Genomic DNA, 13,421 nt, shown 5'->3' with positions numbered 1-13,421 from the left:
GCAATCGTTTGGGAGTTTTGTGTTTCCGAATCTATCTTCCTTTCCTTCTGCTTGAATATCTGCGGAATGTGGGTTACTATTCCGGTTGCCGCGTGATTGTTGACTTTTGACGGGATTTTACGCCCGAGGATGCTACCGGATTTGATATCAAAATGAAATTAGAATGGGCTTAAAAACGATTGAATGAAAAAGAATTACAGCTTTTGGAGTTAAAGTAATAGGTAAAATCAAATGAAATTTTAATAAAATTGAAAAAAGTCAAAAGGTAAGAAAGCTTTCAGTAAAAACAAGATTTTTTACTTTTGGCTTTTGACTTTTGACTTTTAGCACATCGAGTATTCCACTCAAAACTCAAAACTCTTAAGGCGCTGCTGCCGCCCTGCGGTTGGCAACAATCAGATTAGCCTGATACTCTGCCGCTTTTTGCTGAGCCTTTTGATAGTTCGGGCTGGTTGACGGTACGGATCTCATGAGCTTAACCGCTTGCTGCCACTGGCTTGCTACTGCGATCCACTCATTTTGAGACTGAGCCGTCTGGGCCGAAATTGCTGCCTTCTGAGCTGTGTTAACGGCTTCCCTCCAAGAGTCAGGCTTAGGCGCGGTGGCTTTTGGTGCAGGAGAGGCTGCCTTGGGCGCCGGAGATGCTGCTGCGGCTTTTGGTGCAGGAGAAGCTGGAGCTGGGCTTGCTGGCGCAGCAGCAGTGGGAGCGGGTTTGGGTGCAGGGGAGGATGCCTGTGGGGTGCCCGGAGATGCGGCTGGAGAGGATGCAGCGGCTTTAGAAGGGGGAGATGAGGGTTGGGGGGAGGGGGAAGCAGCTTCGGGGGCTATAGGTTCTGGGTTCGAGTCGCCGAAGGGGAAAGTTTTAGTAAAGAAAAGCCCTGCGATCGCCGCCAGAGGTACTAAGATACCCACAGGTATTACCCATTTGGGAAATTGTTTTTTCGGAGGCGGGGCTTGATCTTCGTCTTCGTCTTCGTCTTCGTCTTCCTCGTCGTCATCTCGATCGAATTCTCCTTCTTGATAATAGTCTTGGCCTTCGGGCTCGACATCATCTAAACCTACAGAGTCGTCAGGCATTCCACTATCCAAGGGGTAAGGCATTGAATCCGCAGGCATCAGATCAATTTCATCTTCCCACGCAGGCGATCCGTCACCTGTTCGACGCCCGTAAACCTTTACAGTGTGAATTGATTCGAGCCCCAGCTTCGTCATGCCGGTGCGGATGAAATCGACCAATACCATTTGATCCGGTACTTTGTCTGCCTCCAGAATTATGTGGAGGCAGCCGTTGTCCCGCGTCACATCGGCGTTGATGCCTTTGGGTTTGAGTGTACGGTTGATGCTAGATGCGATCGCTTTTGGATCGCCTTGCTTGAGCAGTTCCCGCGGGTTCTGTTGTGTCATGGGTAGCGCTCTTTTTTTGGGGGGGGTGGAGAGCCGGCAAATAATATTAACCGATCGGCATTCGGCGGACAATATTTATTTACCACATTAACTTCTACTTTGGCATTCTGAGAGTATTTCTAGTATCTATTGACCTTTTGGCCCGCGATCCGGCATCAAGCACATAGCCGCTATCGAAATTTGTTGTAAAAATTTACAGTAGGGGGCCGATCCTGTGTCCTGTCGCGCATCAGCGAAACAAGCTAGAAAGTTCTATAACTTTGGTTTGCAGGGTTGAGATTTCTTCCCGGCCCCGCTTTAAAGAAGCTTCTAACTCTAGCAGCAAAGGCAAACTTTTTTGCAGTTTTTCTAAGCTGGCGTTCTTGACTTCTTGACGAAAATAGTATACTCGTTTCGGATTGCCCAGATCTAGAGCTTGAGCAATTTTATCATCGCGATCGCCCGCTTGGATCATCGCCTTTACCCACAGCCAAATCCGAAACTTACCAGTCAAGCCAGCCACAATCCTCAAACCAGGCTCGCTGCGGGCAGTTAAGCCTGCCAATAAATCCAAAGCGGCGGAGGTATTGCCCTCGCGAATCGCATCGGCTAGCTGGAAGGTATTCTGGGCGTGACAGTGCACCAGTGCGGCAACTTCCTCCGGGTTCAGAGGTTGGCTGCGGTTGCCCGCAAAAAGCAGCAATTTTTCGAGTTCGCTGTATAGCTGGCGGGTATCGCTGCCAATGGATTGGGCCAAAAGTTCGATCGCTGTGGCTGTCAATTTTACATTCATTTCGCCGGCGACTTGGCGCACCCGCTGGGCTAATTCTTTCTCATTCCAAGGCGAAATCGGTGAAAATTCCCGCACTTGGGCGGACTGGGAAATTAACTTGGTAGATTTGAGCCGGCTGTCGGGTTTTTTGACGGATGTCAGCAGCAACACGGTGGTAGGGGGAATAACTGGCAGTGTTCGTTCAAATTGTGCTAACAGTTCAGGAGAGCACTGCTGCGTTACAGTCGTATTTGCCAACCAGACAAAACGGCTGCCGGTACCGAAGGGGGGCGTTAAGGCTCGATCGAGCCCTTCGACCACAGCGTCGGTTCGATCGGCAATAATTTTGTCATAGTTAAAACTAGCCCAGTTGGGGTCGAGGACTGTTTGGCGCAAACTTGTCACAGCCTGCGCCATCGCAAAATCGTCTTCCCCCCAAAACAGGTAAATTTGCATGAAAAACGCTCAGTAGCCAAAAAAATCAGAGTTGCACGTTCCGCAAGTCCAACATATCCTGAATAGGACTGTTGGAAGCCCGCACCATAATATAAAATTTGGTGTGGGAGTTTGTCACCGCGAGGAAATCAAGATTGGATGATACTTATCAAGCTTACGTAAATCGGGTGGCGCGAATGACGCTGCTGGACTCTTACAAGTCCCAGGTGGAACACATTCAGGAATCTCCAAAATTTAAGCCCGACGAAGCAGGCAGGAGATATCCTGTACCTTTTCCAGGTTATTCAGTGATTACGCCCCCTGCGGGGGAAGATGCAGAAAATGCTGCATTTTATAGTAATTTGCACTCGAGCCAACAACGGCTATTGCAGGAAATAGGGGAGGGTGCGCTCGTGGCACTGCCTCCTGATAGCTTCCATTTAACCGTAGCCGATTTGATTTGGAGCAGCGCTTTTCGAGATGCCTCTGATAAAAATCCAGAATTTGAGGAGCAACTGCGCTCGCGCATGGCCGATCGTTTTGCAACCTGCAAACCCTTGGCGGGCGGCGCTCCCATTCGCTGGATAGTGCTGGGGTTGATGGTGATGACTAGAGCTGTGGGTGTTTGTTTGGCACCGACGGACGAAAACTCTTACAAGCAAATTCTGGAGTTTCGCCGATCGATCTATCAAAATCCCGATTTAATGGCTTTGGGAATTGAACAGCAATATCATTTTACGGCACACATTACTCTGGCTTATTTTGGGGATGTCGGGCCGAACCTTGACCGCGATCGCTTGTGCGCTTTGCTGTCAGAGTTAAACGAGCAATGGCTGGACACGCCGCAAGAACTGTCCGTAAACCGAGTGGAACTGCGGAAGTTTGACGACATGACCACCTATCTCCGGCAACCGGAATGGCCTGTTTTTGAGTTTTAACGAAGGAAGAAGGAAGAGGGAAGAAGGAAGAGGGAAGAGGGAAGAAGGAAGGAGGAAGAAGGAAGATTTTTTTCCATCTCCCACTCTCCCCATCTCCCCATATCCCACTCTCTCGCCCCCTCTCCCTCTCTCCCCTTTGACAATAGTCAGGATATTGCCTATTAAATGCTTTAATTATTTTTGTTTGACAGTAAAGTCAAGGAAAAAATTTATGAAAAACCAGGAAAAATCAGTAATTCTGGTTTTTTACTTTTTGCTTAAAAAGTGACAGTAAACGTTGTTGGTATAGGTTTAGATGGAGCTGCTGGGCTGAGCGAATCGGCGCGGCAGGTTGTAGAAATGGCCGCTCTGCTAATAGGGAGCGATCGCCATTTGAGCTATTTTCCCCAGCACGACGGAGAGCGCTGGGCGTTGGAAGATTTGACCGAAGCAATTCTGGAAATTCGGCGCTGGTGGGCGAGTGAACCCGAATTAGAACCCTCTGCGGGGACGGTGGAACCCCGCGATAGACCGATCGTAATTTTAGTGGCCGGCGACCCGCTGTTCTACGGCTGGGGAAAGTTGTTAATTGCCCAATTGCCGGCAGAAAAATTGACTTTTCACCCCCATGTCAGTTCTGTGCAGTTGGCTTTTAACCGCTTGCAAATCCCTTGGCAAGACGCTCATTTTGTTGGCTCTCAAGGACGTTATTTTGAGGAGCTGACGGCGAAGCTAAAGCTCGGTGTCGAGAAAATTGCGGTGCTTGCCGACGAAACTCATACTCCGGCTGCCCTGGCAAATTTGGTGAAAGCTCTAGATTTGCCTACACGCTACGAATTTTGGGTTTGCGAGAATTTGGGTGCTGCTGACGAGCGGGTGGGTCTGCGTTCTCTGTCAGCTTTGCTAGGAGAGTCTTTTGCACCGCTGAGCGTGGTTGTGATGCTGCGGGAGTCCCCCGCGAGGGCAGCACCTTTGGATTTGGAAAAGTTGCCTTTGTTGGGAATACCGGATGCAGCTTTTATCGGTTGTGGCGACAAGCCTGGTTTGACGGTTGAACGGGAAGTGCGGGTGTTGGTTTTGGCACAATTGGCTTTGCAACCGGGACAAGTGGTCTGGGATGTGGGTGCTGGTAACGGTTCTGTGTCGATCGAAATTGCTCGTTTATTCCCGCAGTCTGAGGTTTACGCGATCGAACAAACGGTTTCTGGTACTTCGGCGATCGAGTTCAACTACGGTCGTTTTGGCCTGCAAAATGTGTTTTCGATTTATGGAACCGCCCCGGAAATCTTGCACCGCTTGCGTCCGCCGCACCGGATTTTTATCGGCGGTAGCGGTGGAGGGTTGACTAAAATTTTGGGCGTTTGCGCGCTGCGGCTGCTTCCTGGAGGCTCGATCGTCCTGGCTTTGGATGCTTTTGAGGATATTGCTATTGTTTTGAGCTGGATGGGCGATCGGGTGCGCCGGGAACCGCACTGGAGTTACCGAATCGTCCAAGTGCAGTTATCGCGTTCTGTGACTGGGGGGAATTCAACTCGTTTTGACGCGCTGAATCCGGTTTCGATTGTGACGATCGATCGACACTTGAATTAATGTGGGAATTTTTACCGCTGATTTAAGCTGATTAGCGCTGATTAACGCTGATTTGAGTCAGGAAGAGTAAGGTTGCGGTTGCTAGTAGCAATAAAATGCCGGCTGCACCTGCTAGCGGTTTCGCTGCTATTCCTGTAATCCATTCCGGTGCGCGGCCTGTTGGATTAATTGCGCCTTCTGTATCTACGGTGGTTATACCCCAAATCCAAGCTGCGTGAATGCCGATCGCCAATCCTAAACTGCCATTGTCGGCGATGCGGGCTAATGTTAAAACCATCCCCATCAGCCACAATCCTGGCAGTTGCGGTAGAGTTTCTTTGGCTGCCCAAATTAGGTGGGCGATCGCGAAAATGAAACTGGCGATCGCTGCTGCGATTAGCACTGAGTAATCTTGCTGGAGGATTGTTTGCAAGCAGCCGCGAAAGATTAACTCTTCTGTGGCGCTAATCCACAGTCCTAATAACAGAGTCAGCAGACTAGCCGGGTTAAAAATTAAAGTCCACAAATTAATTTTTTTTTCGCTTGTTTCCGTGGAAGCCTCGCTTTTTTTTAGCTCGATCCAGCCTGTGGCTAATTGCAGACCGAATAAAATTACTAAGCTAATTATTCCTAATCCTAATCCCCGCATTAATGACATCAAAACTGCGGGTTGCCAATCCCAACCCCAGTTGGCAAAAGAGGTGTTTTCAATCCAACTTGTCACCCATAAAATGAAGGGGACAATCACGTAGAGGGAAGCTAGTAAAGGTAGTTTTTTGTTTTCCAGGGGTTGGGGCGGATGCCATTTGAGGGCGATCGCCAGCACAATCGCTGCGGGAAGCCACACAACAATCCAAGTTGAGAAAAACAAGATTATTTTGACAATTGCTGGTATTGACGGCGACTGCAGTCGCAGGTTGTTTAGGTGATTCCACATTTTAATAGCTATAGTCCTGGACGCATCAACTCTATTGCAATGACTAATTGAGTCCTAGCTTTTATCTGACGAGATATTACCTCTTTAACGATCGGAAACCCGCGAGCTTTTTATTGTGGAGGACTGTGATGGGACAAGCTTCTAATCTACTTGCATCCATCCCTCAATAATTGCTACCAAAACATTAACTAGCGGGTTATCTACCGCCTCTTTAAATGCTTCAGTACCTCCTGCTTTGAGGGCGCCAATCACTCGTGCTTTCAAGGTGGGATTATTCTTTATTTCATCAGCAGCCTTTGCTGCAATTATCATTTTTTCTGTCTCAGTTGTAGTAGGATTAGTTTCTTCTAGTTGCTTCAAAAGCTGTTGAATTTCTGCTGCTGCTTCATCCAGACTTTGCTTAGATGAGTAGTCATTTAGAATTCCACCTATCTGTGTTCCTCGATCTCCAGCGAAGCCACCACCGAACTTTGAACCACGAAGATCGTATTTAGGAGTTTCTGCCATGAGTTTTTGTACCTCTGTTTGCTGTTGAAGTATGTTATGTAGATTATTAATATTTTCTCTTAAAGTTTGAGTTTCCTGCTGATACTGTACGATTTGAGTTTCTTTTACACGAATCTCTGTTCTATATTTTTCTTCTAGAGCTTCCCGTATCAATTCATGAACTTTCATAAATTCAGCATGAATTTCCTCCCGATCTACATCAGGAGACATACTCAACTTAACTACATAAATATCCTCCCCTTTCTCTTCTCTGCTTTGGATATCTATTCTAGCGTCTTCGTGTTCAGCTTGTATGGCTTTAAATGAGTAAACAAAAGCTTCTAGATCAATGGCATTGCAAATAACTATATCAATTGTTTCAAATTTTTTTTGAAAAACTTTGGTAAATTCTCCTGGAGTAAATCTTCTTCCTACGGGATAGGGTTCTCGCCTGTTAGAATCCGAATAAACAAACTCACAAATTACTCCATTGAAATTCGTAGCAATATTATATTGCCAACCTTCAATACAGGCTCCAGTAAACTTGGCAAAAGCGAATTGAGCATTTGCTGCTTGAGTTTTTGAAAGATTAGCCCTGATCAGATTAGCTCCATAGAATTCAGTCCCGCTAAGATTAGCTCCAGTAAGGTTAGCTCCATGTAGATCGGCCCCACTGAGGTTACTCTCAATCACATTAGTATTAATTCCCTCAAAATCATACCCATTGTACCCCATATCTGCCTTACGGAGGTTAGCCCTGCTGAAGTCAGTTCCGCTGAGGTTAGCTCCATTAAGGTAAGCTCCACTAAGATTAGCCCCACTAAGATTAGCCTCGATAACCTCAGCAGATTTTAGGTTAGCCTTACCGAGGTTAGCTTCACCAAGGTCAGTCCCAAGAAGGTAAGCTTCACTGAGGTTAGCTCCATGTAGATCGGCATCACGGAAGTTAGCATTACCTAGATGAGCCTTTATAAGGTTAGCTCCCACGAGGTTAGCATCACAGAGGTTAGCATCGGTAAGGTCAGCTTCGCTGAGGTTAGCCTTGCTGAGGTTAGCCTTGCTGAGGTCAGCTTCAATGAGTTGAGCCTCGCTAAGATTAGCTCCGCTGAGGTTAGCACCATTGAAGTTAGCCCTGCTTAGATATACCTCGCTGAAGTCCGAGCCGCTGAGGTTAACCCCACTAAAGTCAATCCCGCTGAAGTCTCGACTGAACCTAATCTGGCTAAGATCTACCTCTACATCGAGATTTTTCTGTCGCCAAAAGTTCCAGCTATCTACACCCTGCTTAAGCAGGTCGAGAAATTCCTGTTTTTCCATCTAGAGCTAGACGCATAGTTCCAGTACATATCATAGATCAGCTTTTTCTTTAGTGGTAGGGAGTGCTACAACTGAGGGAAAACTGGCGAGCATTCATCACAGATCGATCGGCGGCGTAAACGCACGGGTTTCTCCGAGGTTTCTGATGACAACTGCCAACTACCAACTGCCAATTGATTACCGATCGAGCTTGCGCTGAATTTGCCTCAGAGACTGGTACATTTCTGGCAACCGGTTGTAGACGGCTGCGGCTTTGAGAAATAGTTTGTGGGGAATTGCTGGAACGCCCGTCACGATCGCCCCTGCGGGCACGTCGCTGTGAATTCCGGCTTTAGCAGTGGCGATCGCCCCATCTCCGATTTGGGCTTGATTAGCAATTCCTACTTGACCTGCCAAAATTACATTGTTGCCAATTTTTACCCCGCCAGCCATGCCAACGTGAGCAGCAAACGCGCAATTTTTTCCTACTTGACAGCCGTGACCTACGTGTACTAAATTGTCGATTTTTGTATTCTGGCCGATGCGGGTTTCTCCGACAGCGGGCCTGTCGATCGTGCTGTTGCAGCCAACCTCAACGCCCTCTTCTAATACAGTGCAGCCAGACTGCTCCATTTTCACCCATCCTGTGGCTGTCGGCACGAACCCAAAACCTTCGCTGCCGATCGCCGCACCGCTGTGAATCACGCAATTTGCCCCGATGCGAGTACGTTCGTGAATGACACAATTAGCGTGTAAAACTGTGCCTTCGCCTATTTCCGCATCTGGGTAAATTACGACATTTGGATGAATGCAAACGTTGCTGCCAATTTTGACTTTTGCTTGAATAACGGCGTGGGGGCCGATATAGACATTTTTACCAATTTCTGCTGAGGGGTGAACGACGGCTGAGGGATGAATTTCCGATGCTGGGCGAAATGGTTGATAGAAAATGGCGATCGTTTCAGCAAACAGCAATCGCGGATCTGGTGCGGCAATCCAAGCAATTTTGCGATCGTCACATTGAGCTTGGAGGCTTTCATCTAAGGGCAAAATTAAAGCCGAAGCATTTGTAGTGGCTGTATGAACTGCAAATTTAGCACCTTCTATATAACTGATTGTGCCCGATGGAGCTTCATCAACAGGGGCAGCGCCAGTAATTTCCGGATCGGTAGCAACCGACGCTGGGAGGGTGCGACTGGTGGCTAAGTTAAGTTTTTCTACTATTTCGCTAAACTTCATCTATAAAAATTTGTTGTTAGCACAGATCGATCATAGTTAAAATTACCAGCTTTGGAGCACGATCTGAGCAGTTACCATTTAAAAAACAAAAACCCCGGTTTCTTGAAGAAGTCGGGGTTGTAGCGCTCGATTATTTTTGGCAATTATTTTACAGAAACTGCATCTACGTCAACGGTGCTGCCGTTGGCTTCAGAATAATTGGCACCGGTGGCTTCGGATCCAGAAGCTGTTTCTGTTTGGCGAGATTTAAAGTAGTCGATCGCCATTTGTGAAACTTCGGAAATCAGCAAGACTGCGATCGCCACATCGTCAATTTGTCCAATGACGGGGAGAAAGTCTGGGGCTATGTCGATCGGGCTTATGAGATATGCCAGGGTTCCGAGAATAATCCACCAGCGGTACTTGGGGTTGCGGAGCGTCTCGCGGTACCAGTTGTAAACAGATTGTATAGAAAAGTTCATGCGCTTGTCCTCTACTTATATTTTCAATCTTGACAAATTCTCGCTCGAAATGCTTGTGGAGATATCCCCCCTAGGGTTGGCAAGAGAATTCTACCTGGGAGTATTGGGAATTGAGGAGGGAGAAGTTGTCAAGCTGTGTCGGAAGGGCGGGGACTCTTGACAACGCCCCTACACAAACCTGAAAGATGAAAGCCGATGGAATTAATCTGTATTTATCTGCGTTTATCTGTGGTTTAAAACCATCTTTATCTATTACGTGTATGGAGTGATTAAATCAACTTACTTAACTTGAGATTTTTCAACCGCAGATGTCAGCAGATAAACACAGATGAACGCCGATGGGATTCATCTGTGTTTATCTGCTGTTTAAACAAATCTTCATCTCTCTGACTCACGAATTTTGAAAGATCCATTTTTGGTCGCCGATCGCAATTTCGCAGCCATTTGGCAGCCAAAAAGGCTCGTTAGCCGCCAGCCTCTGCCCCCCTACAAAAGTGCCGTTGGAACTGCCACTATCGACAAGTTGATATCGCTGTTTGCCAATTTCGTCATTAGCCCGGCGGATTTGAGCGTGGTAGCGCGAACTTTGCGGATCTTGTAATACTAAAGTGTTGGTTGGTTCGCGTCCAATTGTAAAGGGATTGGCTGTTAGGGCGATCGCCTCTCCAGAAAGTTTGTAGATTAAATATGCGGTTGTTTTGCGATCGCTGCTTGCGAGTACCGTCGGTGCAAGTTGGGGAGGATTTCTCCCAGCAGGAAGGCTGTTTTGAGCAAGTTGTTGTGTTAGTTGTTGTAAATCTCGATCGAACCCTGCTGCTGTGTCTGAAGCTGGAAGACTCGCAGGAGAATTACCTGAAATTAAGTTTAACTGCTGTACGGGAGATTGAGGAACAATCGGACGGCCTGCTTCGGCAATTCTCATTTGCAGGGCGGCGGCATTTTCTGCTTCCTGTCGGGCACTCATTCCCTCAACTTGGCGAATAACTCCGTTAGTTTCGGGAAAGCTGACATCGCCAATTCGCACGTCTTCTAAGTTAAAACCTAGGGTATAAAAATCTTGGACGCGATCGAGCAAATTTTGGCGCAGCAACAGCCGTCCTTGACTGATAAGCTGTTGTAGGGGTATTTGCCCGATCGCTAATCCCATACAATCCTTAACTGCACTTGCTAAAACAGCTATAGGATCGGACAATTCCAAAGCTACTCGTTTCGGATCTATAACTTGATAAATAACTGTCAGAGTAGCATCAATTAAAAACCGATCCTTAGACAAAAAATCTCCGTGCGACTGCACGTCCAAATTGCGGAGTTTGGTGTCTACGAGGACAATTTGAGACTGTTCCAGCAGGGGAAGGGCAAAGCTGAAATGTCGCCCGGATTTTAGGGTACGCACGGCGCGGCCGTTTTTGACCAACAAACCCGTGTAACCGGCCCCTATAAAGTCCATACTAAACCCGGCCCAGCGTTCTGGAGTTATCGTTTGAATCAGGGGAGAAGCGTTGTTCATGGGAGGGAGTTGAGGGAGCGAAGATTCTATTTTTAGGGTAACAAATTGCTGGGGGCGAGCGATCGGGCGGTGTGCCGGTTCCGCAACCTCTATTCTATACTTCTGGACTCCCCGCGATTCAGGCCGGACTGGATCTAGCTTGCATCTAGTTGATGGTGGGGGCGATCGAAATACTGTCCATAGGGTGCGTCTGATCCTTCAAACCTGTTGAAATCGAAAGAATTAATGTCTAACGCACCCTACAATTTGGTTTAACGGTGACTAAAGGTCAGTGATTTATTGGCTATACTTAAGGCATCATGCTAGGAGCGTAAGTCAGATGAACACGATCGCGATCGCCCTTTCAAATGAGCGCCTCCTAAAGTTACAAAAACTCGCTAACGACTTGAATGTATCGATAGAAGAGTTAGTTTTAATAGGCATCGAAAACTTACTCCTCCCGCGAACTAAATGCAGAAAGCGATCGCCCATTGATAGAGTTTCAGTGCTACACTAAAATTACAGCATTGTTCGGTGGCAATTACGTGATACCCTACTTGCACGAGGAAAATATATGGTAACTACGCTCGAAATTGACAAAAATCTCCTTCAAGAAGCCCTTGATTTGAGTAACCATCCAACACCTACTACATTAATTGAAGCAGCTTTACGCGAGTACATTCAACGTCGCAAACAACTAAAAGTAATGGAATTGTTTGGTACTATTGACTACGATGGAGATTATAACTACAAGCAACAGCGACAAACTTTATGAATGTTCTTGTTGATAGTTCCGTTTGGTCGTTGGCCTTGCGGCGCAACACAACAAATGAGGCGATCGCTATTGTTAATGTACTGCGTGATTTGATTGCAGATGGACGAGTTGTTTTACTGGGGGCGATTCGTCAGGAGGTACTTTCTGGCGTACGCTACAAGGAACAGTTTGCTCGATTGCGAGAGTATCTTCGTGCTTTTCCTGATTTAGAGCTAACAACTGAAGATTATGAGTTAGCCGCAGAGTTTTTCAATACCTGTCGCAGTAATGGCGTTCAGGGTTCAAATACTGATTTTCTGTTATGTGCCGTTGCTCATCGTCGCGGCTACAGCATTTTCACTACTGATAAAGATTTTGAGAATTTCCGATCTCACATTCCTGTCGTATTACTATGAGGATGATTTCTCAGTTTATATCTTAACTTAGGGAGGCCGATCGCACTTTTGGATTTGAGATGTCCCAGAGGCGATCGCAATGCAGGGAAAATAAGGACGATCGCACTTTAAGATTGAGGAGGGGAGAGGGGCGATCACATCTCGATTTGCTCACTGCTTGTTAACCCCAGCCTAGCTCGTACTTCTACTGCTGAAAATGTTTTTGTTTGTTGTCCGCGCTCGTTGAGAAATGCCCTCAACTCTTAATTCTAGCGAGTTAGTTCAATTTGTTTGTTCATCAAAGTTATTAATTTCAGTGCGCTTCGCTTTAGTTTTCATTAACTTCTCTGCCTTCCAAATTTTCAACTATTTTAGCAATCAGTGGACGATAAATGGTGTTATCTAAGTGTCCCTTGTACCACTCCTTATAATCTCCACTATTATATAAATGTTCTTCAATCAGTCGAGCCTCTTCCAGTAGTATCCACAAGTTATGAGTAGCTCGATTACAAAAACCTTCCATACCACTTATTTTAAGTCCATCTAATTTATACTGACGACAAGCTGGACAGAGACATTCCTCTAGTTTTTTTTCTTCTTCTTGACTGACTTGACGACCCCTCCAGTTACCTAAAGAAGCCACAATTCGCTCTCCGGTTCCAGGCAATTGTATCATCCCCCGCGCCGCCCGACTGCGCCAACCGCTTGAGTCTACTGAGTTAATCCTCAATAAAGCGGCTAAATGTATAGTTGCTGTGCCACCAATGCCAAAAACATGAAGTTTTGTATTCTTAAATTCTTCGCGTATATGTTGAATGCTAGATAGGATTTTCTGATAAGGTATTGCTTTAGGAGCGCGTAGTAAATTTGGTACAATGCCACCCAAAGCAATATATGGTTTTGCTAAGAATTCCTTATGTGCTTTGATTTCATTTACATAGTCTTCAAGCAATTCGCTAATGTGAATAACAGGAATGTATGATGGATGGTCTTTATAAGCCAGATTCATTTCCATTGTGCGCTTAAAACATTGTTTCTGCTCCTTAAATGTCATTTTGGGAGTTGGAATAAAGTCTTGAGGAATTGGATACCAGTCTGGTTTAGCTTTTTCTACAAACTCTTCATACTCTTTTCTTGGCGTTTCACCATCACGTTTTATAAAGTAAAAAGCACCGTTATCAAGATAAATTTGAACCTGAGTAGGAATACCCAGAGCAGGGTAAGAGCATCTCAATCAGCCTTGACAAAAGGATTTGAGAAGAAGCATCATGTATTCATCATTCATTGCAGC

General features: G+C 46.5%; 12 protein-coding genes. 4 read left to right on the top strand and 8 right to left on the bottom strand.

The window, feature by feature from the left end; all coding sequences use genetic code 11:
* Positions 1–360: 360 nt before the first annotated feature.
* Positions 361–1,404, bottom strand: a complete 1,044-nt coding sequence (locus tag QUA04_RS25835; protein WP_333262590.1) for a hypothetical protein — start codon at positions 1,402–1,404, stop codon at positions 361–363.
* A 229-nt stretch (positions 1,405–1,633) separates the two neighbouring features.
* Complete coding sequence (gene holA / locus QUA04_RS25830) at positions 1,634–2,611, bottom strand: DNA polymerase III subunit delta (protein ID WP_333262587.1); 978 nt, start codon at positions 2,609–2,611, stop codon at positions 1,634–1,636.
* 176 nt (positions 2,612–2,787) lie between these two features.
* Here holA and QUA04_RS25825 point away from each other — a divergent pair, with 176 nt between their 5' ends.
* Both QUA04_RS25825 and cbiE read left to right on the top strand, forming a co-directional pair.
* Positions 2,788–3,528, top strand: coding sequence for a DUF1868 domain-containing protein (locus tag QUA04_RS25825; RefSeq protein WP_333262592.1), 741 nt, complete (start codon positions 2,788–2,790; stop codon positions 3,526–3,528).
* A 264-nt stretch (positions 3,529–3,792) separates the two neighbouring features.
* A complete protein-coding gene (gene cbiE, locus QUA04_RS25820; protein WP_333262584.1) occupies positions 3,793–5,097 on the top strand; it encodes a precorrin-6y C5,15-methyltransferase (decarboxylating) subunit CbiE in 1,305 nt (434 codons plus the stop codon).
* Between the two features lie 31 nt (positions 5,098–5,128).
* Here cbiE and QUA04_RS25815 read toward each other — a convergent pair whose 3' ends face one another.
* The 5 genes from QUA04_RS25815 to QUA04_RS25795 all read right to left on the bottom strand — a co-directional run bounded on the left by QUA04_RS25815 (position 5,129) and on the right by QUA04_RS25795 (position 11,002).
* Positions 5,129–6,013, bottom strand: coding sequence for a CPBP family glutamic-type intramembrane protease (locus tag QUA04_RS25815; RefSeq protein ID WP_333262581.1), 885 nt, complete (start codon positions 6,011–6,013; stop codon positions 5,129–5,131).
* A gap of 141 nt (positions 6,014–6,154) precedes the next feature.
* The gene (locus QUA04_RS25810; RefSeq protein ID WP_333262578.1) at positions 6,155–7,816 is read right to left on the bottom strand and encodes a pentapeptide repeat-containing protein; all 1,662 of its coding nucleotides are present in this window, start codon (positions 7,814–7,816) and stop codon (positions 6,155–6,157) included.
* Between the two features lie 177 nt (positions 7,817–7,993).
* A complete protein-coding gene (lpxD, locus tag QUA04_RS25805) occupies positions 7,994–9,034 on the bottom strand; it encodes a UDP-3-O-(3-hydroxymyristoyl)glucosamine N-acyltransferase (protein WP_333262575.1) in 1,041 nt (346 codons plus the stop codon).
* Between the two features lie 143 nt (positions 9,035–9,177).
* Positions 9,178–9,495, bottom strand: a complete 318-nt coding sequence (locus QUA04_RS25800; protein ID WP_333262572.1) for a YkvA family protein — start codon at positions 9,493–9,495, stop codon at positions 9,178–9,180.
* A 391-nt stretch (positions 9,496–9,886) separates the two neighbouring features.
* Positions 9,887–11,002 carry an SPFH domain-containing protein gene (locus QUA04_RS25795; RefSeq protein ID WP_333262569.1) on the bottom strand — a complete coding sequence of 372 codons (1,116 nt, stop codon included), beginning with the start codon at positions 11,000–11,002 and terminating at the stop codon, positions 9,887–9,889.
* Between the two features lie 553 nt (positions 11,003–11,555).
* On the opposite strand from QUA04_RS25795, the gene QUA04_RS25790 reads away from it, so the two are divergent.
* Both QUA04_RS25790 and vapC read left to right on the top strand, forming a co-directional pair.
* Positions 11,556–11,756, top strand: coding sequence for a type II toxin-antitoxin system VapB family antitoxin (locus tag QUA04_RS25790; RefSeq protein ID WP_333262566.1), 201 nt, complete (start codon positions 11,556–11,558; stop codon positions 11,754–11,756).
* A complete protein-coding gene (gene vapC, locus QUA04_RS25785) occupies positions 11,753–12,151 on the top strand; it encodes a type II toxin-antitoxin system VapC family toxin (RefSeq protein WP_333262563.1) in 399 nt (132 codons plus the stop codon). The genes QUA04_RS25790 and vapC overlap by 4 nt, the downstream gene beginning before the upstream one ends.
* Positions 12,152–12,458: 307 nt before the next feature.
* Here vapC and QUA04_RS25780 read toward each other — a convergent pair whose 3' ends face one another.
* Complete coding sequence (locus tag QUA04_RS25780; protein WP_333262560.1) at positions 12,459–13,364, bottom strand: hypothetical protein; 906 nt, start codon at positions 13,362–13,364, stop codon at positions 12,459–12,461.
* Between the last annotated feature and the right edge of the window lie 57 nt (positions 13,365–13,421).

It is taken from the genome of Microcoleus sp. S13_C5, assembly GCF_036700845.1.
In the GTDB taxonomy this organism is placed as follows: domain Bacteria; phylum Cyanobacteriota; class Cyanobacteriia; order Cyanobacteriales; family Microcoleaceae; genus Microcoleus.
Note: the sequence above shows the minus strand (reverse complement) of the source record. Positions and strands in the feature narration are given on the sequence as shown.